The organism is Thermodesulfobacterium geofontis OPF15, from assembly GCF_000215975.1.
Classification (GTDB): domain Bacteria; phylum Desulfobacterota; class Thermodesulfobacteria; order Thermodesulfobacteriales; family Thermodesulfobacteriaceae; genus Thermodesulfobacterium; species Thermodesulfobacterium geofontis.
Genome location: NC_015682.1, coordinates 621,279 through 641,982 on the forward strand (window position 1 = coordinate 621,279; position 20,704 = coordinate 641,982).

The 20,704-nt window shown below is 30.0% G+C and carries 19 protein-coding genes; 10 read left to right on the forward strand and 9 right to left on the reverse strand.

Annotated elements, in window-relative coordinates:
* Together TOPB45_RS03245 and TOPB45_RS03250 are read left to right on the forward strand one after the other, a co-directional pair.
* Complete coding sequence (locus TOPB45_RS03245; protein WP_013909424.1) at positions 1-657, forward strand: riboflavin synthase; 657 nt, start codon at positions 1-3, stop codon at positions 655-657.
* A complete protein-coding gene (locus TOPB45_RS03250; protein WP_013909425.1) occupies positions 644-1,732 on the forward strand; it encodes a serine hydrolase domain-containing protein in 1,089 nt (362 codons plus the stop codon). Before TOPB45_RS03245 ends, TOPB45_RS03250 begins: the two co-directional genes overlap by 14 nt.
* On the opposite strand, the gene proC is transcribed toward TOPB45_RS03250, so the two are convergent.
* Genes proC through TOPB45_RS03270 form a run of 4 tightly spaced genes read right to left on the reverse strand, consistent with a single transcriptional unit; the run spans position 1,699 to position 4,529 of the window.
* The gene (gene proC, locus TOPB45_RS03255) at positions 1,699-2,517 is read right to left on the reverse strand and encodes a pyrroline-5-carboxylate reductase (RefSeq protein ID WP_013909426.1); all 819 of its coding nucleotides are present in this window, start codon (positions 2,515-2,517) and stop codon (positions 1,699-1,701) included. The genes TOPB45_RS03250 and proC overlap by 34 nt on opposite strands.
* A 17-nt stretch (positions 2,518-2,534) precedes the next feature.
* Positions 2,535-3,476, reverse strand: a complete 942-nt coding sequence (locus TOPB45_RS03260) for an inorganic phosphate transporter (protein ID WP_013909427.1) — start codon at positions 3,474-3,476, stop codon at positions 2,535-2,537.
* A gap of 8 nt (positions 3,477-3,484) precedes the next feature.
* A complete protein-coding gene (locus TOPB45_RS03265) occupies positions 3,485-4,117 on the reverse strand; it encodes a TIGR00153 family protein (RefSeq protein WP_013909428.1) in 633 nt (210 codons plus the stop codon).
* A 13-nt stretch (positions 4,118-4,130) separates the two neighbouring features.
* Positions 4,131-4,529 (reverse strand): CBS domain-containing protein, encoded by a 399-nt coding sequence (locus TOPB45_RS03270; protein ID WP_013909429.1) that lies wholly within the window; start codon positions 4,527-4,529, stop codon positions 4,131-4,133.
* Between the two features lie 109 nt (positions 4,530-4,638).
* Here TOPB45_RS03270 and TOPB45_RS03275 point away from each other — a divergent pair, with 109 nt between their 5' ends.
* Both TOPB45_RS03275 and TOPB45_RS03285 read left to right on the forward strand, forming a co-directional pair.
* Positions 4,639-5,847, forward strand: coding sequence for an inositol monophosphatase family protein (locus TOPB45_RS03275; protein ID WP_013909430.1), 1,209 nt, complete (start codon positions 4,639-4,641; stop codon positions 5,845-5,847).
* Entirely contained in the window at positions 5,837-6,805 is a 969-nt protein-coding gene (locus tag TOPB45_RS03285) for a GGDEF domain-containing response regulator (RefSeq protein WP_013909431.1), read from the forward strand. The genes TOPB45_RS03275 and TOPB45_RS03285 overlap by 11 nt, the downstream gene beginning before the upstream one ends.
* Here the strand turns inward: TOPB45_RS03285 and TOPB45_RS03290 are convergent.
* From TOPB45_RS03290 to TOPB45_RS03300, 3 genes are read right to left on the reverse strand one after another with little or no spacing between them, the layout of a single operon-like run.
* Entirely contained in the window at positions 6,765-8,750 is a 1,986-nt protein-coding gene (locus tag TOPB45_RS03290) for a ribonuclease catalytic domain-containing protein (RefSeq protein WP_013909432.1), read from the reverse strand. The genes TOPB45_RS03285 and TOPB45_RS03290 overlap by 41 nt on opposite strands.
* The gene (gene hisA / locus TOPB45_RS03295) at positions 8,740-9,468 is read right to left on the reverse strand and encodes a 1-(5-phosphoribosyl)-5-[(5-phosphoribosylamino)methylideneamino]imidazole-4-carboxamide isomerase (protein WP_013909433.1); all 729 of its coding nucleotides are present in this window, start codon (positions 9,466-9,468) and stop codon (positions 8,740-8,742) included. Before hisA ends, TOPB45_RS03290 begins: the two co-directional genes overlap by 11 nt.
* A gap of 6 nt (positions 9,469-9,474) precedes the next feature.
* Positions 9,475-10,134: a hypothetical protein gene (locus tag TOPB45_RS03300; RefSeq protein ID WP_013909434.1), complete on the reverse strand. Its 660-nt coding sequence runs from the start codon at positions 10,132-10,134 to the stop codon at positions 9,475-9,477.
* A gap of 153 nt (positions 10,135-10,287) precedes the next feature.
* Here TOPB45_RS03300 and acs (TOPB45_RS03305) point away from each other — a divergent pair, with 153 nt between their 5' ends.
* The 6 genes from acs (TOPB45_RS03305) to TOPB45_RS03330 all read left to right on the forward strand — a co-directional run bounded on the left by acs (TOPB45_RS03305) (position 10,288) and on the right by TOPB45_RS03330 (position 19,341).
* Positions 10,288-12,387 (forward strand): acetate--CoA ligase alpha subunit, encoded by a 2,100-nt coding sequence (gene acs / locus TOPB45_RS03305; protein ID WP_013909435.1) that lies wholly within the window; start codon positions 10,288-10,290, stop codon positions 12,385-12,387.
* Positions 12,388-12,408: 21 nt separating this feature from the next.
* The gene (locus tag TOPB45_RS03310; RefSeq protein WP_013909436.1) at positions 12,409-13,467 is read left to right on the forward strand and encodes a DRTGG domain-containing protein; all 1,059 of its coding nucleotides are present in this window, start codon (positions 12,409-12,411) and stop codon (positions 13,465-13,467) included.
* A gap of 9 nt (positions 13,468-13,476) precedes the next feature.
* A complete protein-coding gene (locus TOPB45_RS03315) occupies positions 13,477-14,799 on the forward strand; it encodes an amidohydrolase (RefSeq protein WP_013909437.1) in 1,323 nt (440 codons plus the stop codon).
* Between the two features lie 172 nt (positions 14,800-14,971).
* Entirely contained in the window at positions 14,972-17,047 is a 2,076-nt protein-coding gene (gene acs / locus TOPB45_RS03320; protein ID WP_013909438.1) for an acetate--CoA ligase, read from the forward strand.
* 77 nt (positions 17,048-17,124) lie between these two features.
* A complete protein-coding gene (locus TOPB45_RS03325; RefSeq protein WP_013909439.1) occupies positions 17,125-18,270 on the forward strand; it encodes an iron-containing alcohol dehydrogenase in 1,146 nt (381 codons plus the stop codon).
* A 21-nt stretch (positions 18,271-18,291) separates the two neighbouring features.
* Positions 18,292-19,341: an NAD(P)-dependent oxidoreductase gene (locus TOPB45_RS03330; protein ID WP_013909440.1), complete on the forward strand. Its 1,050-nt coding sequence runs from the start codon at positions 18,292-18,294 to the stop codon at positions 19,339-19,341.
* On the opposite strand, the gene TOPB45_RS03335 is transcribed toward TOPB45_RS03330, so the two are convergent.
* Positions 19,332-19,994, reverse strand: coding sequence for a 2,5-diamino-6-(ribosylamino)-4(3H)-pyrimidinone 5'-phosphate reductase (locus TOPB45_RS03335; protein WP_013909441.1), 663 nt, complete (start codon positions 19,992-19,994; stop codon positions 19,332-19,334). The two genes, TOPB45_RS03330 and TOPB45_RS03335, sit on opposite strands and share 10 nt — an antisense overlap.
* Positions 19,987-20,613: a CDP-alcohol phosphatidyltransferase family protein gene (locus TOPB45_RS03340; protein WP_013909442.1), complete on the reverse strand. Its 627-nt coding sequence runs from the start codon at positions 20,611-20,613 to the stop codon at positions 19,987-19,989. Before TOPB45_RS03340 ends, TOPB45_RS03335 begins: the two co-directional genes overlap by 8 nt.
* Positions 20,614-20,704 lie beyond the last annotated feature (91 nt).

Below are 20,704 nucleotides of genomic sequence, written 5' to 3' on the forward strand. Positions count from 1 at the left end.
ATGTTTACAGGGCTGGTAGAGGGAATTGGGAAAATAATTTCTTTACAGCCTTACAGAGGAGGACTTCTTGCTGAAATTTCTGCTTCTTTTTCTTTAAAAGATACAGATGTAGGTGATAGCATAGCTGTTGATGGAATATGCTTAACTATTACAGAAATAAAAGGTTCCACCTTTAAAGCTCACATTTCTCCTGAAACCTTAAATAAAACCACTCTTCGCTACAAAAATTCAGGAGACTTTGTTAATTTAGAAAGAGCCCTTAAATTTGGGGATCGTTTGGGTGGGCACTTAGTTTCTGGACATGTTGATGGAATAGGGAAAATTGTCTCTATAACTCCTATAGAAGATTTTTGGAAACTTGTTGTAGAAATACCTTCTGAATTTACCCCCTATCTTGTTAAAAAAGGCTCCATTGCTATAGACGGAGTTAGCTTAACTATTAATGATTTTAAAAATAATCTTTTAGAATTTATGTTAGTTCCACACACACTTAAAGTTACTACCTTATGTTTAAAAAAACCTGGAGATTTAGTAAATATAGAAATAGATATGATAGCTAAAATGGTCTATAAATGGCTTTCTCCTTATCTGGAAAGTCTTGAGTCTTCCAAAAGGGCTCTTACCTTAGAGTTTCTTAAAGAACATGGCTTTCTATAAAGTTTACTCTCATTTATTTTCTCTTCTCGAAGAAGGAATTAAAAATGAAGTTTTCCCAGGTGCTATAGCTGGAATTTCTATTTCTGGTTCAAGGTATATAGTAGGAAGAGGTTATAAATCTTTATTTCCTTTTTTAGAGCCTCTTGAAGATGAGGATCTTTTTGATCTTGCTTCACTAACTAAACCTCTTGCTCTTGCCTACACTTTCATTTATTTATTATCTAAAAACCCCAAAATTGAGCTTTTTAAACCTATAGGTGAATATATAGAACTCAACTCATCCTTAGCAAGAATTCCTATTTTTAGATTTTTAAATCATACTTCAGGACTTCCTCCTTGGTATCCTCTTTACAAAGAGGTTAAAGAGCCAAAAGAGAATAATTTAGAAATATATATCCAAAAAATTAATGATTTACCCCTTGAATATAAACCTGGTGAAAAATGTGTTTACTCAGATCTTGGCTATTACCTTTTAACTTATCTACTTGAAAAGGTTTATGAAAAGTCTTTTTCTAACCTTTTTGAAGAAGCAAAAAATATTATTCCTTTTAGTAAGAAAGCTTTTTTAGATTTTAACCCTTTAGAAAAAGGATTTTCTCAGGAAAAAATTGTTCCTACCTCAGTTTGTCCTATAAATAAAAAGATTTTGAGAGGTGTTGTAGAAGATGAAAATACAAGAGCTCTTAAAGGAGTTTCTGGAGTTGCAGGACTTTTTGGGAATATTTACGAAGTTTTAGATATTTTAGAAACCATACTTAGAGCATATAAAGGTGAAGTTAAAGAACTTTCTTATGACTTAGTTAAAGAATTTTTAGACTTTAGAGAAAAAGATTTTTCTTTTTCTCTTGGGTTTATGTTACAAAGTTATAATGGTTATTCAGCAACTGGGGGGGTTTTTTCTGATAAAACAGTAGGTCATCTTGGATTCACAGGATGTTCATTTTTTATAGATTTAGAAAAAGATTTTATCGTAGTTTTACTTACTAATAGAGTTTATTTTGGAAGGACTAACCAAAAGATAAAAGATTTTAGAGTAAAATTTCACACTTTACTAAGTTCCTTAGCTCTTAAGTAGGCTTTATAAATTCCAGAAATTATTATTCCAGGAAGTCCTTTTTCATAAAATTCTTGCATAGCAGTAATTGTTGTTCCTGCTGGTGAAGTAACCATGCTTTTTATTTCATAGGGATTTTTTCCTGTTTCAAGCATAAGTTTTGCTGTTCCAAAAACTGTTTGCAAAACAAGTTTTTCTGCTATGTATCTTGGTAGACCAGTTCTTACTCCTCCATCAATAAGGGCTTCTATAAAAAGGGCTACATAAGCAGGTCCGCTTCCAGAAAGAGAGGTAATTGCATCCATGAGATTTTCTTCTACTAATATAGTTTCTCCAATAGCTGAGAAAATAGTTTCTGCTATTTTCAAATCTTCATCAGTTGCAAAAGATCCTTTAGAAATACCACTTATAGCTTGATGAACTAAAGCACATGTATTAGGCATAATTCTTATTACTTTTGTTTGGGGAGGAAGTATCTTTTCATAAAAATTTATAGGGATACCTGCAGCTATTGTGAGAATCAAATGTTTTTCGGTATTTATATATGGAGCTATCTCTTCTAAAACTTTTTTCATAACTTGAGGTTTAACTGCTAAAAGAATAAGCTCATTTTTTTTAACTACTTCTACATTTGATTTGGTAGTATTGATTTTGTAAGATTTTTCCAAGTATTTTCTTCTTTCTTCAACAGGTTCAGAAACAAGGATATTTTCAGAATTAAATAAATTCTTTTTAAGAAAGCCTTTTATAAGAGCTTCAGCCATTTGTCCTCCACCAATAATCCCTATTTTTTTAATTTCATTCATAGCAGTCCTCCTCCTTTTTATAAAATTTTTAATACGATTTTAGTAATTAAAAAAGAAAGAGAAAAGGTAAGAAAAAGGGAAATTCCCCAATTTAAAATTATTTTTTTAATAAGCTCAAGTTTAACTGTTTTTAAACCTTTTGTCATTCCTACCCCAGTTATAGCTCCTATCATACAATAGGTAGTAGAAATAGGCATACCTAAGAGGGTAAAAGAAAAAAGAGTAATTCCTGCACTTATTTGGGCTACAAAACCTGAAAAGGGATCAAGAGGTGCAATTCCTTTACCTACTGTTTCAATAACTCTATGGCTTAAAAGATAAGCTCCTAAAAATACTAAAAAAGAGGAAATAAAAAAGATTAGAAAAAAGTTTATGTAGATGTTAGAATAAATAAGAGGTCCAAGAACTGTTGCTACTTCATTAGCTCCGGTATTGTAAGAAATAAGAGAGGCACTAATAAGTAAAAATATCTTTAAAAACCTTTCTATTTTAAAAAAAGCTAATTTTAAAAAGAATTTTTCAACAATTTTATAGAGAAAAAAGGATACAAAGAGAGCAGTGATAGGGGAGGTAATCCAGGACAAAAAAATTTTAATTAAAGAAATGAAATTAATAGTAGAATTTTCTGCCAAGGCATTTCCAACAAGACTTCCTATAATAATTTGATGAGTAGAAAGAGGAAGTTTTTTCCAGTTAGAAAGAATTATTAATATGGCAGAAATAAGAAAAGAAAAGCCCAATGTTTTGGAAGGGGTTTCTACTAAATTTTTGCCAACTGTTTCCATTACACGATCTCCATTTAGCCAAATTCCAAAAAATACAAGGATTCCAAAAAGAAAAATTGCTCTTTTTAGCTTTATAACACCTGCACCTATAGAAATACTTAAAGCATTACTTGCATCATTTGAACCTATAGCAAAGGCAATGAGAAAACTAGCTAAAAGAGCAAGTTCTCTCATGATAGAATTTATTTGAGACTAATGTCAAGAATATAAAGATAATCACTTGCATCTTCAATTACATCACTAATTTTGACCAAAGCTTCTATAAAGTCAGAAATATTTTTTCCTTCCCAAAAATTAGTAATTTCTTTTTGACGAATTTTATTTGTTAAATCAAGTTTTAATTCATCAACCTTTTTTTCATAGATTCTAATAGCTAAGTTTTTCTCTCTTAAATTATCTTTTTTTAAAAGAGATTCAAAGGATTTATATAAAATTTCAGCCATCTCAATATTAATATTAGCAATTTTTACTACATCATCTTTGATATCTTTATAAAAATCTTTATTAATATATCTAAACTCAAAAGCACAGGTTTTTAAAAAATCAAAGGCTTTTTCTGTTATTTCAATAAATGTACAGAGGTTAGGTCTTATATAAGGTAAGAAAGCCCCTTCATAAATAGTGGAGATAATTTCTCTTCTTACAAAATCAGCCTCTCTTTCCAAATTTTCTATACAGTAACTTCTTTCTAAATCTTCAGTAAGTAAAAGGGTTTTCAAACATTCTTGAGTAGAAATAAAGATTCTTAGATAATTCTGTATATTCTCAAGGGTTTTTTTCTCTAATTTCTCTCCGCCAAATATTTTTTCTAACATAAAAAACTCCATTTTAAGTTTTAGCCCTTTCTATAAGGATATGATACATTATGTCAAAAAATGACACAACTCCTATAATTTTATTTCCTTCTTTAACAAATACTCTTGCAATATTATTTTTTTCCATAAGTCCATAAATATCTTCTATAGAGGCATCCTTAGAAACTGCAATAACAGGTTTCGAAGCTATTTCCCCTATTCTTATTTTATGAGGGTCTAATTTTTTAGTAAGTACTTTAAAAATTATATTTCTTACTGTAACTACTCCATATTCATCTTTTTCATCTTTTGGTAAAACAAGAAGTGACCTTATTCTTCTATCGATCATTTTTTCTATAGCAGAATAAACTGAATCATCAGAAGAAATAGTTTCCAGTTTAGTATTCATAATTTCAGAAATCTTTTTTGACATCTCTCTCCTCCTAAAAATAAAGTTTGGTTTTAAAAATTATTATTATATATAATTTTCGGATAAATTAAAAGTTGTAAAAATGTAATTTTAGAATATTTTAAAAACACTTATGGAGATACATAAGCTTTTTGAAAAAGTTAAAGAATTGGTAAAATCTGCTGGTAGTGTACTAAAAGAGATGTATGATTCTACTTATGAAATTTATCATAAAGGTAAAATTGATCTTGTAACTACTGCAGATATTAAATCTGAGGAGGTTCTTAAAAAAGGTTTAAAAGAGCTTACTCCGGATATTCCAGTAATTGGAGAAGAAAGTTTTTCAGAAAAAGAAAAATTTAAAAGTTCTTATTGTTGGATGGTTGATCCTTTAGATGGAACTACTAATTTTGCTCATAATCTTCCTTGGTTTGCTATTTCTGTTGCCCTTTTAAAGGAAAAAGAGCCCATTTTAGGTATAATTTATAATCCCATAATAGATGAATTTTTTTATGCTATAAAAGGAGAAGGTGCTTATCTTAATGAAAAACCTATTAAAGTTTCTACGAAAGAAAAACTCATTGATTCCCTTCTTTGTACAGGTTTTCCTGTTTCTAAAATTTTAGATTCTCCAGATCTTTTTATACCTCTTTTTGAAGAATTTATGAAAAGATGTCAAGGGGTGAGAAGATTTGGTTCTGCTGCTCTTGATCTTGCTTATGTTGCTTGTGGAAGATATGAAGGTTTTTGGGAACCTTATTTAAAACCATGGGATACTTCAGCAGGGGTTTTATTAGTTAAAGAAGCCGGAGGAGAAGTTACTGATTACTTTGGCAATCCCTACCACCCTTTTTTAAACACTATAGTTGCCTCTAACGGAAAAATTCATCAACAAATGATAGAACTTACTTCTAAATATCATCCTGAATATTATAAACCTCGTAAAAATCCTCTTCCTACAGTAGACATAATTATAGAAGTGGAAGATAAAATAGTGTTAATTTATAGAAAAAATTATCCTTTTGGTTGGGCTATTCCTGGCGGATTTGTGGATTATGGAGAAACTTTAGAATCCGCAGCTATTAGAGAAGCTAAAGAAGAAACCAATTTAGATATAGAACTTCTCTATCTTTTAGGATGTTATTCAGATCCTAAAAGGGATCCGAGATTTCACACTATAACTACTGTGTTTGTAGCTAAAGGTAAAGGAGAACTCAAAGCTAAAGATGATGCAAAGTTAGCAAAACTTTTTAAAATAGAAGAAATACCATGGGACGATTTAGCTTTCGATCACGCTAAAATCTTAAAAGATTATCTTAAAAGAAAAAAATATGGAATATAATACTTTGCTCAATTTATTTGAAAGGGAATTCAGAGAGAAGCTTAAAATTATAATAAGTAAAGTAGATGAAAAAACAAAGGTTCTTTTGGAAGAATTTTTTAAAAATATAGAGTTAGAGATAAAGTTTGTAGAAGATCTTGAAGAGGTAGTAGAAATAATTTTGCAAGATCCCCTTTATCAAATAGTAATTTTTTCTCTTTCTGAAAAAAATAAAGATTTTTCAGCCTTTATAGAAAAGCTCAAGGACATAAGGGCTTATGTTAAAATATTTATTATTATAGATTATTCTGAAGAAAAAGATTTAGGAAATTATTTTGAAGAAGGAGCAGATGAAGTAATATTAAAACCTTTTACTTTAAATGAATTTAAAGCAAGATTTTTTAAATTGTTAAAAGAGCATTACTTAGATATAAAACTTCAGAAATTTATAGTGGAAGATCCTCTTACCCAAGTTTATAACAGAAGATATTTTGATGAGGCAATAAAAGAGGAAATTTATAAGGCTTTAAGACAAGGATATCCTTTGAGCTTAATTATGATAGATCTTGATAATTTTAAATGGTATAATGATACTTTTGGTCATCAAGAAGGAGATAAACTTTTAAAAAGCTTTGGAGAAGTTTTATGGAAAAATGTAAGAAACAAAATAGATAAAGTCTGCAGATATGGAGGAGATGAATTTGTAATTATTTTGCCTTATACTTTTTGGAAAAATGCGGTTTTAATAGCAGAAAGAATTTGCAAAGCCTGGGAAGAAAAAAAGGTTAGGTCCGTTACTTTATCTATAGGAATAGCTCAATTAATCGAAAGGGGAAGTTTAGAAGAATCAATTTCAGATCTAATAAATAGAGCAGACAAAGCAATGTATTCTGCTAAAAAATTTGAAAAAAATGTTTGGGTAGTTGATAAGGAAACTTCTAAGCTATTTTTAAACGAAGAATTTCAAGGTGAGGGTTAACCTTTTCAATTTTTACCATAATTTCATCCCCAGGATTTAAAATTCCTTTAAATCCCATAACTTCCCCTATTACATTATAATCAACTAAATATACCTTTGCTTTCTTATTTTGCACTTCTAAAACTAAACCCCTTAAGGGCTTGTCTTGCATATAGATTTTAAGATATTTTAGAAGAAAATACTTTATCCTTTTATTTTGAATTTGGGTAGCTCTTTGCAGATTTTCACTTAATTCTGGAAGTAATTTAATAATAACCTCTTCTGGTAAAGGTGATTTTTTAAGCAAAAAGGTTTTAAGTTGATACTGTATTAAAAGATCTAAAAATCTTCTTATAGGAGAGGTCAATGTAGTATAGTATTCTAAACCAAGCCCAAAATGATAGGCTGGTGAGAGACGTAATTCTGATTTTGCTAAATATTTTAATTGCAGAAGTTTTAAGTAAAGATTTTCTTCTCTATTTTCTATTATTTCTAAAGGTTTTGGTTGAGAACGATAAATAGCAGGGATTTGATTTTGATATAAAAATTCTGCAGCTAAAGTATTTACTAATATCATTGCTTCAGCAATTAGATGTCTTGAAGGAGTCATTTCTACCTTTTTTACAACAATTTTACCATCTGGTCTTACTCTAACTTGAACCTCAGGTAAAAAGACTGCATAAAATTCCTTTTCTTCTCTTTTTTTCTTAAAATGCATAAAAATTTCATAAATTTTTTGCCAAAAAGGATCTTTTGTTAAGAGTTCATCTACCTTTTCATAGGTGAGTCTTTCTTTCACTTCTATAAGAGATAAAAAGGGTTCAAAGGAAAGAATATTGTAAGATTTATCTAAGGATATTTTAAAGGTTAGACTGCCTTTAAGTTCTCCCTTTTTCAGACTAAATTTTTCATGAGAAAGAGAAAAAGGTAACATAGGATAAATTCCATCAGGAAGATAGAGAGTACAGGCTCTTTCCAATGCCCCTTCCCATAAAGCCGAACCTGGTTTTAAAAAGTCGGCTACTTCTGCAATATGAACATAGAGAATATATTTATCTTCTTTTTCTTCAAAGCTTAAAGCATCATCAAAATCCTGTGTTTCTTCTGCATCAACAGTAACTGTATAAAGATGGGTAAGGTCTTCTCTTTCTTCTTTTGAGATCTCGGTTTTAACTATTAATTCAGCTTCTTTTAATTCTTTTTCTGAAAAGGAAGTTGGATAATGGGTTTTTAAAATTTCTAAATTTTCATCTTCATTAAAAATTTTAGCTTCTACAAGAAGGTTAAAAACTTTGTAAGGTTCAGTTATATTTAAGCGTTTTAAAACTTCATAAGCTAATCTTCCAGAGGGAGTCTGGGTTTCCCAAAGCACATACTCCTTTAAAGCAGATATCCAAAAATCTATAATTTCTTGCGGGAAGGATTCTATATTTTTTAACTGAAGAGCTTTTATAAATTCTTCTCCCTCACTTAATTTTTTCAGTTTTTCCAATTCTTTTTTTCTTTGAAGAATTAATCTTTCTACTTCTTCCTTAGAAATTATTTGTAATAGGTTTGGTCCTTTTAATCTGAAATAAGTTCTATCTTCCAGAGCCTTTCTAACAAATCCTGCTATTTCATCTTCTGTAGGTATTCTTCCCAGAAGTAATTCTGCTGCATCTTTAATATGAATATCTTCTACTTCCTCTACTAAAATTTCCCAAATTTCTTCCAAATTAAATCTATTTTTTATTTCTTCTCTTTTTTCATTTTTTTCTTTTACAAGGGCTATAATTTGATTTAAGTCATTTAAAGGAGTAGGTTTTTCTTCAAAACAAACAAGAGACGAGAAATTTATAAGTTCTTCTTTCCCTGAGGGCAAAACAAGATGAAGTCTTTTTTCTTTAATATCCTTTATATAAGTGGTAATTATTTTTTCTTTATAAAAAATTTCTGCGAATCTTTTTTTAAGATACTCAAGGTTCATCAGCAATTTTTAGAGCATCTTTAAGATCTAAAGATCCTTCATAAAGAGCTCTACCTATAATTGCTCCAAAAAGACCCTTTTTTTCTAAATTTTTAAGATTTTTAATATCTTCTATAGTTGAAATTCCGCCTGCTATTATAAGGGGATGTGTTGAGACATCAAGAGCTTTTTCTAATCTTTCAAGTTCTAATCCTTGTTGTGTACCATCTCTTTCTATAAGAGTAAGAATAATAGCAAAAAGTTTAAGATCATTAAGTTTTTTAAAGAATTCTAAATAATCAATTTCAGATACTTCAAGCCAGCCTGAAATAGCAACTTTATTACCTTTCACATCTATACTAACTATTATCTGGTAAGGATATTTTTCTGTAATTTCTTTTAGCCAATCAAAAGATAAGATAGCCTTTGTTCCAAGAATTACTTGAGAAATCCCATTTTTTAAATAAAAATAAATAGTGTCCTCATCTCTTATACCTCCTCCTACTTGAACAGGAACATGTAAAATTTTTGCTATTTCTACTATTAAATCTTTATGAATAGGTTTCCCTTCTTTTGCTCCGTCAAGATCAACAATATGAATTCTTTTAGCCCCTTGCTTTTCAAAAAAGAGGGCATATTTTTTAGGATCTCCTCCATAAACCTTAACTTGATCATATTTTCCTTGGAACAATCTTACTACTTTATAGTTTTTTAAATCTATAGCAGGAATAATAAGCACTTTTAACTATTTTAAAGGAAAAGTTTTAAATATTTTTATTAAACCTCTTTCAGCAAGTTCTTCAGCAGAAAGCCATTTAAGTTTACCGTATAATTTTATATTTAAAATATTTTCACTTAACGGTTTTTGAGTTTCATAGAATTCTTCCATCCATAAAATTTTTCCTGTTTCTCCATCATAGAGAACAAGAGCAAAAGCTACACTTGCTGGTTCTACTATAGAAAAAGAACTCCCTTTTCTTTCTATAAATCTATAAATTCTACCATATAAAACTCCTTGGGTATTAGTTTTTTTGCAGAGTTCTTTAATAATTTCTGCCGGATTTTTAGTTTCTTCCAGTATTTGAGAAATAATATTTTCAAATTCATTTTCAGAAAGAAAAATAAAATTATAATGGGATGAATAATTAGATAAAAATTTTTTTAATAATCTATTTAAAGTTTCTTTCGCGGAAGGTTCTACATAGCCAGAAATTACCTCTTTTACAGGACAATAGAAAAAACTCTCACTATTTTCTGAACAGATTTCAAAAGGTAAAACAAGAATAGAATTTATATTTTTTGCAGTTTCATAAGGTAAATAAGTTGTTTTAGTTTTGCTACAACTATTCAAGCTTAAAAATAGGATAATAATTATAACAAAATATAATTTTTTAAAATCTTTCATATCTTAACCTCAGGCTCAAAGGATTTAAGTTAATATTATAGCATTTAATTTAGAATAGGAAATTTTTAAAATCTAAAAATTTGAAAAATTGGAATTTTTTTTTAAAATTATGATTAATTTTAAAAATTTAAGTTAAATCTCTGAAGGTTGACCATGCTTGATTTTATTTTTAAACCTAATTCTATTGCAGTTATTGGTGCTTCTGAAGATGAAAAGAAAATAGGACATGTAGTTTTTAGAAATTTAGTTAAGCAAGGATTTGAGGGAAAAGTTTATCCTGTAAATCCGAAAAGAGAAGAAATTCTTGGAATAAAATGTTACCCCTCAGTAAAAGATCTTCCTGAGAAAATAGACTTAGCTATAATAGTAATTCCTGCAAAAGGGGTTCCTTCAGTTATAAAGGACTGTGCATCCGCTGGAGTTAAAGGTTTAATTGTTATTACAGCTGGTTTTAGAGAGATTGGAGGAGAAGGTATAAAGCTTGAACAAGAAATTGTAGAGCTTGTAAAAAAATATGGAATTAGAATGGTAGGACCCAATTGCTTAGGAGTAATAAATACAATTAATAAAATGAATGCCACTTTTGCTTCAGAGTTACCTCCTTGTGGTAGAGTTTCATTTTTTTCTCAATCTGGTGCTTTGGGAGTTGCCTTAATTGATTGGGCTATAGAAAATAATTTTGGTTTTGGTAAATTTGTGAGTCTTGGTAACAAAGCAGATCTTAATGAAACAGATTTTTTAGAATATTTTGGAGAAGATCCAGAAACAGATATTATCCTTGGGTATATTGAAGATATCAAAGATGGGAAAAGGTTTTTAGAAGTTGCTAAAAAAGTTTCTAAAATTAAACCGGTAATAATTATTAAAGCAGGAACAACTGAGGCAGGAGCAAAGGCAGCTTCATCTCACACTGGTGCTTTTGCTGGATTTGACAGAGCTTTTTCTGAAGCATTTAAAAAAGCAGGTATTATAAGAGTGAATTCTATCAAGGAATTATTTGAAACAGCAGAAATATTTAAATTAAATAAAATTCCCAAAGGAGATAGATTGCTTGTAATAACAAATGCAGGAGGACCAGGAATAATTGCTGCAGATACAGCTGATAAACTTGGAATAAAGCTTGATCCTATGAGCGAAGAATCAATTGAAGCTATAATAGATAAACTTCCTCCCACTGCTTCTTTATATAATCCTATAGATATAATAGGAGATGCTACCTCAGAAAGATATAAAGTAGTTCTTGAACAAGCAATAAAAGATAGATACGTTGACGGGATATGTGTTATCCTCACCCCTCAAGCTGTAACTGATGTAGAAAATGTAGCTACAGAAATTGTAAGGATAAGTCAAAATACAGAAAAACCAGTATTTGCTTGTTTTATAGGTGGTAAAAAAGTTAGCTCTGCAATAAAAATTTTAAAATCTCAACAAATCCCTTGCTATTCTGATCCATCAGTAGCTATTTCATCTTATAAGAAGTTAATTGATTTTAGTATAATTAAAAATAAAAAAGAACCAGAAATTCCCAAAATTGAAATATCATTAGAAAATAAAGAAAAGGTAAGGCTCATTTTAGAAATCCTTGAAAATGCAGGTGTAAGCTCAGTAGGAGAAGAAAATGCTACAGAAATTTTATCCCTTTATGGATTTAATTTTCCAAAAAAAGCTTTAGCTAAAACTCCTGAGGAAGCAGTAGAAATTGCAGAAAAAATAGGGTATCCTGTAGTTTTGAAAGTCTCTTCTCCAAATATTTTACATAAAACAGATGTGGGAGGTGTTAAATTAAATCTTAAAAATGCAGAAGAAGTTTATAACGCATTTGTAGATATTACTATCAATGTAAAAAGATTTATGCCTAATGCTTATATAAAAGGGGTGATGGTTTACGAAATGATAACAGGTGGGAAAGAAGTTATTTTGGGAGTTAGTTATGATACCACCTTTGGGCATATGCTTATGTTTGGATTAGGAGGTATATATGTAGAAGTTTTAAAAGATGTTTCTTTTAGAATAGCACCTCTTACAAAGGAAGAAGCTTATGAAATGGTAGAGGAAATAAAGGGAGCTAAAATATTGGAAGGTGTAAGAGGAGAACCACCTTATGATAAAGAAAATATAGTTGATAAAATTTTAAGACTTTCCCAATTGGTTACAGATTTTCCCATAATAAAAGAAATTGATATCAATCCTTATGTGGTAAAGCATCAAGGAGGGGTTGCACTTGATGCAAGAATGATAATAGGAAAACTATAAAAATTGCAGGAGGAAAATAAAATGTTGCCTGTATTTTTAGTTTCTAATAAACCATTTACAGGGAAAAATTTAATAGCTTTGGGATTAGCTTTAAATTTAAAAGAAAGGGGCTATAAAGTTTCCTATATGAAGCTAATAGGTAAATTTCCTTATAGAAAGGATAATCAAATTATAGATGAAGAGGCTTACTTTATTCATTCTATGTTAGAATCTCAAGACCCTGCAGAATATTGTTCTCCTTTTGTATGGACCTATCAAGTTCAATATAAACTTTTTGAAGGAGAAGATTTAAAAATAGAAGAAAAAATTTTTGAAATAATTAATAATCAAAAAGATAAGGATATACTTTTTATAATTAGTGGAGATACCTTTTTTGAAGGTTATAGTTTGGGAATTGATTCTTTAAGCATCATAAAAAAATTAAAAACAAAAACTCTTGTAATTCAAACTTGGGAAGGAGAAACCTCAATTGACGATATTTTAGGAATAAAAGATTTAGCTTCTGATAACTTTTTAGGAGCGGTTTTAAATAAAGTTCCTCCAGAGCAATATTTTTATTTAAAAGAAACTGTGGTGCCCTTTCTTATAAATAAAGGAGTAAAGGTTTTTGGAGTGTTTAAAAAAGACAAATTCTTAGAATCTGTTACAGTGAGAAGATTATTAGAAATTGTAAACGGTGGGATTGTATGTGGAGAGGATAAATTGGATGAATTTGTAGAAAATTATCTTGTAGGAGCAATGGATCCTGGGCAGGCTTTACCATATTTTTTAAGAGTCCACAATAAAGCTGTGATTACAGGGGTTCACAGAACAGATATTCAGATCTTAGCTATGGAAACATCAACTAAATGTCTTATTTTGACTGGTGGTTTACATGCAGATGAAAATATAGTAAATATAGCTAAAAGTAAAGGAATACCTATAATTGTTACCTCTTTAGATACCTTCTCTGCAGTGGATAGGATTCAAAATATAATGGGAAAGGCTATACTTAAAGAAAAAGACAAAGCTCTAAAATTTAAAGAAATTTTGGCTAAGGAATTTGATATAGAAGGTTTTTTAAAAGAATTAAACCTTTAAAAATTAAAAATGGTAAAGATTATTTCTGCCAAATGGATTTTATTTTCTTCAGAAGAAAGACCTCTTAAAAATGGGTGTATCGTTATAGAAAAGGATAGAATAATTGACTTAGGTTTAAAAGAAGAAATTATTTCTAAATATGAAAATTCTGAAGTAATAGATTTAGGAAATAAAATTTTATTTCCAGGCTTAGTTAATGCTCATACCCATGCTCCTATGAGTATTTTTAGAGGAATTGCAGAAGATTTACCTCTTATGGTTTGGCTTAAAAACTACATTTTTCCTATTGAAGCAAAGCTTAAAGAAGAATGGGTTTACTGGGGAACAAAATTGTCCATTATTGAAATGATAAAGTCAGGAATTACAATGTTTTGTGATATGTACCTTTTTGAAAAGGAGGTTATAAGAGCAGTAGAAGAATCAGGTTTAAAAGCTTTAGTTGGAGAAGGAATTTTTGATTTTCCATCTCCCAGTTATGGGCCTTTAGAAAAGGGTTTTGAACTTACAAAAGAGCTTCTTAAAAATTTTAAAAATCATCCCCGAATTAAAATAGCTGTTTCTCCTCACACTTTATACACTTGCTCTCCAGAGACAGTTAAAAAATGTATTAAGCTTTCTGAAAAATATGATGCAAAAATGCATATACATTTATGTGAGACGAAAGAAGAAATTGAGGAAGTTAAAAGAAAGTATGGTAAAAAACCTGTAGAAATACTTAAGGAGCTTGGTGGAATCAATGAAAATTTAATAGCTGTGCACTGTGTAAAACTTGATGAAAAGGAAATTGAATTAATGGCAAATCATAAAGCTTCTATAGTTCACTGTCCTGAAAGCAATTTAAAACTTGGTTCAGGTATTGCACCTCTTACTGAAATGTTAAAGACAGGAATTAAAGTAGGATTGGGAACAGATGGTCCTGCAAGTAACAATGATCTTGATATGTTTTCTGAGATGAGAACGGCTTGTTTAATACAAAAAGGGTTAAAAGAAGATCCAACAGTAATTAAAGCAGAAGATGTTTTTAAAATGGCAACCTTTTGGGGGGCTGAAATTTTAGGATTCTCTGATACAGGAAAACTTTTACCAGGATATAAAGCAGATCTTGCTGTTTTGGATTTATCTCATTATTCACTACAACCAGATTACAATCCCCTTGCTCTTTTAGTTTATAGTGCTAAAAGTGGATTCATTTCAGATCTTATGATAGATGGCAATTGGATAATGAGAAATTATAAAATAATTTCTATAAATGAAGAAGAGGTTATAGAAAAGGTAAAAGTTATCAAAAAAGAAATTCTTTTACTCCTCTCTCAAAATAACTATCTCTTTTAAATGTGAAAAATTTCTCTTGATATTGAATACGTCAAAATAATTGAATAATTTAGTTTTGAATTTTAAAAAATTAGCAAAGGGGATAAGAAAAAATAATAAAAAATTTAAATGTGAAAAATTTTCTTAAGTTTGAACCTAATTAAAATTAAATCTAAATAAGGAGGTAGAAAAGATGGCAGGAGGAAAAGCTAAAGAAATTGAAAAAGAAATTGAAAAGGAGGCACGAATTAGTGAAGCTGAAGTTGCAGTTCATTGGGGAGAAGAAGAATATATCGAACCTCCAGAGGAAATTAAAAGACAAGCTTACGTAACAGATCCAACTTTTAGAGAAAAATTTAAAGAAGAGAATTTTCCAGAATGTTTTCATATCTATGCTGATCTTTTAGATTGGGATAGATATTGGCATACGACTCTTGATACCTCTAATCCACCTTTTTGGAAATGGTTTGTAGGAGGGAAACTTAATGCCTGTTATAATTGTGTAGATCGCCACTTGAAAAAATATGGGAATAAAGCTGCAATAATATGGGTTCCTGAACCTGAAGATGAACCAAAAAGAGTATTGACTTACTATGACTTATACTATCAAGTAAATGTGGTTGCTTCTGTATTACAATCTTTAGGGCTCAAAGCCGGTGATACAGTTACATTATATATGCCAATGGTTCCTGAATTACCAATTACTATGCTTGCTTGTGCGCGTTTAGGAATAATTCACTCTCAAGTTTTTTCAGGATTTAGCGGGCCTGCTTGTGCTGAAAGAATTATTGATGCAGAAAGTAAAGTATTAATTACTATAGATGGATATTGGAGAAATGGTAAATGGATTGATCATAAAAAAAATGCTGATATAGCTGTTAATGTTGCTGCAGAAAGAGGACATAAAGTTGAAAAAGTTCTTATATGGCAAAGATATCGAGACAGATATAATTCTGAATCAAAACCTATTGAAGGAAGAGACTTTTTAATGAAAGACCTTTTAAAAGAACATAGAGGTAAAAAAGTACCTTATGTTCCTATGCCAGCAGAAGCACCACTTTTTATAATGTATACTTCTGGTTCTACAGGTAAACCTAAAGGATGTGTCCATTCTATAGGAGGATATTTAGCTTATGTAGCTGGTACTTGTAAATATATACATGATATTCATCCTGAAGATATTCATTGGTGTATGGCTGATATTGGATGGATAACAGGTCATAGTTATATAGTTTATGGTCCTTTAGCTTTAGGAGCAACTGTATTAATATATGAGGGTGTTCCTACCTATCCTGATCCTGATAGACCTTGGAGAATTGCTGAAAGATATGGAGTTACAATTTTACATACAGCTCCTACTGCTATTCGTTTACTTAAAAAATTAGGTAGTGATCCTTCAAAGTACGACTATAAATTTAGAATTTTAGTTACAGTTGGAGAACCTATAGAACCTGAAGTTTGGAGATGGTATTATACAGCTGTAGGTAAAAAACAAGCAGTAGTTCTTGATACTTGGTGGCAAACAGAAACTGGAGGCTGGTTATGTGCCCATTTACCAGGTGTAGAGCCAATGAAACTAGGAAGTACAGGTCCTGGTGCGTTAGGAATTTATCCTGTAATTTATGATGAAAACGGTAATGAAATACCTCCAGGTTCAGGTAAAGCAGGATACATTTGCATAAAAAATCCCTGGCCTGGAAGAATGCTTACTATATGGAAAAATCCAGAAAGAATGATAAAGGGTTATTATGAAAAATTCTGTAAAAATAAAGAAAGTAAAGACTGGCGTGACTGGCCTTATATAGCAGGTGATGCAGCTACATGTGATAAAAGAGGATATTTTAGAATTCTTGGAAGAATGGATGATATAATTAATGTGGCAGGGCACAGACTTGGTACAAAAGAAATTGAATCAGCAGCTCTTACTGTAGAAGGAGTTGCAGAAGCAGCAGTAGTTCCAAAAATAGATGAACTTAAAGGACATGTTCCTGATCTTTACATATCTCTTAAAGATGGTTATGAGCCTTCTCCTGAAATAGCAGAAAAAGTTAAAATGGCAGTTAGAAATATAATTGGTCCTATTGCAACTCCTGCCCATGTATACATAGTTCCTGATATGCCAAAAACTCGTTCAGGTAAAATTATGCGTAGAGTACTTGCTTGTATATCAAATGGAAGAAAAGACTTTGGAGACCTTACAACACTTATAGATCCAAGTATAGTTGAAAAAATTTGGGAGATAGTACACGGTGAAGGATTAACATTTTAAAATCATCAAAAATTAAATCTCAAAGCCCCCTTTAATGGGGGCTTTTTTTATTTAGATAGTAATTTATAATTAAATCTGTGAAAGATTTTGAATTATGGATTCCTACTAAAGTTATCTTTGGCAAAAAAGCTCTAAAGCAGATTCCTAAAGAACTTTCCAGTTTTGGCAAAAAGGCTCTATGGGTTTATGGGAGAAGTTCTATAAAAATAACAGGGCTTTATAAAAAAATAAAAGAAATTTTAATTCAAGAAAATATAGAATTCATAGAACTTGGTGGAGTCAAATCTAATCCCTTTTTATCTAAAGTCTTAGAAGGGATAGAAATAGCTAAAAAACAAAAAGTAGATTTTATTTTAGCTGTAGGTGGAGGAAGTGTAATTGACACAGCAAAGGCTATTGCTTGTGGATATTATTATGAAGGAAATGTATGGGATTTTTTTGAGAAGAAAGCATATCCTGAAAAAGCTTTACCTATAATTGTAGTTTTAACTATTGCAGGAACAGGCTCGGAACTCAATGAAGTAAGTGTGATTACTCATGATATAAAAAAAGTAAAACACTCCTTAAGAAGTCCTTTACTATTTCCTAAAGTATCCTTTTTAGATCCTACATTAACCTTTACAGTATCTCCAGAGCATACAGCTTATGGAGCAGTTGATGCCTTTTCTCATGTTTTTGAATTTTTTGTGAATAGAGAATACAAAAAAGATTCCTTGGTAGAAGATCTAATGATTGTAATTATGAAAAATATTATAAAATGGTCTAAAATTGCGCTTAAAGAACCTGATAATTATGAAGCAAGGGCAAATTTAATGTGGGCAAGCTCTTTAGCACTATGTGGATTAATAAAGGCAGGTATCGGAAGTTATAGGTTTCCTATACATGCTATAGAACATACTCTAAGCGGAGGTTATGATATACCTCATGGGTTAGGACTTGCTATTTTAATGCGAGCTTGGATGAAAATACATAGAAAAGATGAGATAATTAGAAAATTCTTTACTAAAGTATTTGATTTACCTATTCCAGAGAAAGGAATAGAATTTTTTGAGAATTGGCTAAGAGAGCTTAGAATCCCAATGAGTTTAAAAGAAATTGGGATACCAAAAGAAGATATTGATACTTTAGTTGATAAAGCTTTTGAAATTTTTTTACTTTATGGTGCAGAAAAAGAATATCCTAAGGAAAAAATAAGAGAAATATTAGAAACAGCTTTCTTTTAAAATTATAAATGGAGGTTTGAAATGATTTGGAAAATAGGATTTTTTGAAATAGAAAAAGATTGGGAAAAGAACCTTTATCTTAAAAAATTTAAAGAAACTTTAAAAGAAAAAATTGAAGATACAGAAATTTATTTTTATGAAGAAACTTTAAATGAAAATAATGTTAAAAGGTTTAGGGATTTAAATATAATAATAATTCATGCTGAATCAAAAATTAATTCAACAGTAGTAGAAAATTTGGTAGATACAAAACTTTTAATTACCCGGACCACCGGAACAGATCATATAGATGTTTTAAGTTGTGAGAAAAAAGGAATTTTAGTAGCTAATTGCCCAGTTTATGCTTCTACCACGGTAGCAGAACATACAGTTGCTTTAATGTTTGCTTTAGCAAGGAAATTAAAAATTGCTATAGATAAGAATAAAAAGTTAGATTTTTCAAGAGATGAACTAATGGGTATAGATCTTTTTGGCAAAACCGTAGGAATTATTGGAACAGGAAGAATAGGGAGTGAAATCGCAAGAATTGTTTATGGAATTGGTATGAAAATTTTAGCTACAGATGTTTCTCCTAATAATGAACTTGTGGAGAAATATAAAGTTAAATATGTAGATTTAGAAACTTTACTAAAAGAGTCTGACATTATTATAGTTATGGTTCCATATTATTCTCAGACTCATCATCTTATTAATAGAGAAAACATCAAACTTGTTAAGGAGGATGCTATTTTTATTAATACTGCCCGTGGACCTATAGTTGATATTGAAGCTTTAATATGGGCTTTAAAAAATAACAAACTTCAAGGCGGAATAGCGATGGATGTCTTTGAAGGTGAAAGGGTTCTTATGGAGTTTCAAAATAATTTAATTAATGGAGCATTTACTGCAGAGGAATATGAAAGGGCTCTAAAAACTTTAAGTTTATTAAATTATTCTAATATAATTTTTACTCCTCACATTGCTTATTATACTAAAGAGGCTATGGAAAGAGTGATAGATTGGGTTGTTGAAAATATTTCAAGATTTTTAGTATGTCAAGTATTACCCTTTCAATATAAATTTTATTTTTGAACCTTCCATTCAGTGATTAAAAAATTATCTATAGTGAAATAATTTACTATTTTAAGTCTTAGAACTTTTTTAAGACTTTTGAAACCTTCTCCTCCGATTAAAGTAGGAACATTTTCTCCGCCTACCAAAACAGGGAGATGAATTATCCTTATTTCATCAATAAAGCCCTTTCTTGCTAATTCCCAATTTATTGAAGAACCACCTTCTACCATAAATTTTCTAATGCCTCTTTCATAAAGCATAGGAAGAAGTAAATCAAAATCAACTAAATCTTCTCCTGCTAAAATTACTTCAGCTCCAAGTGCTTTTATTTTTTCAATTCTTTCTTGAGGAGCCCTTTTTGTAGTAACAATAATAGTAGGAGCATCCTTTGAAAATATATTTGCATTTAAAGGAACATTAGCAGTGGAACAGGGAATTACTCTTATAGGATTTTTTCCTTCTACATATCTTACAGTAAGACTTGGGTCATCAGTTCTTACTGTTTCACAACCAACCATTATTGCATCTACTTGAGCTCTTATACTATGAAGATATTTATAAACTTCTTCTGTCATAAGACTCATTAATTCTTTACTTGATGCTCCTCTATAAAGAGTAAGTTTTCCATCAATAGTTACTTCAGAAACTATAATAATATAAGGTCTATTCATCAGAAATCTCCCCAAAATTTTTATAAAGATAAACTAATCTATGTAAAAGAGAAAATAGAGTAAGAAGAGTTATTATTTTTATTCCATAACTTAAACCTATAGGTGCATTTAATTTTTCTAAAATAGTAAAGATAATAAGAAAAATATGAGTTTCAGGTCTTCCAAAAAATCCCACATTTTCTAAGGGATCTTTTATTTTTCCTTTTATTTTTACTTCATATCCTATTTCAGCGTAAACTACTGGTTTTATAAAAGAATGAAGCATAGTTGCAGTGATTGCTAAAATTGACCAAAAGGGATCAGCATAAAAGTATCCTACAACTCCAAGAACTAAACCATCTACCCATTTATCAGCAATCCAATCAAAAACTGCTCCAAATTTAGTAGGTTTACCAGAAAGTCTTGCTACAATTCCATCAGATAAATCAAAAATTCCTGAGGTTGCTAAAAGGGACATAGCAACAATTAAATTTCCATTATAATAAGCTAAAGCCGAAGCAGTTCCTATTAAAAGAGATAAAAAGGTAATTAAATTAGCAGGAAAATGAAGTTTATATAAGAGGGTTCCAACAGGAGCATATATTTTTTCGAAATATTCTTTTTTCCCTGTTAAATTCATAATAAGAAAGTTTATAAAAATATACTAATTTATTCTACAAGTAAAAAAAGAAAAGTCAAGAAAAATTAGAGATAAGTTCTCAGTTAAGAAT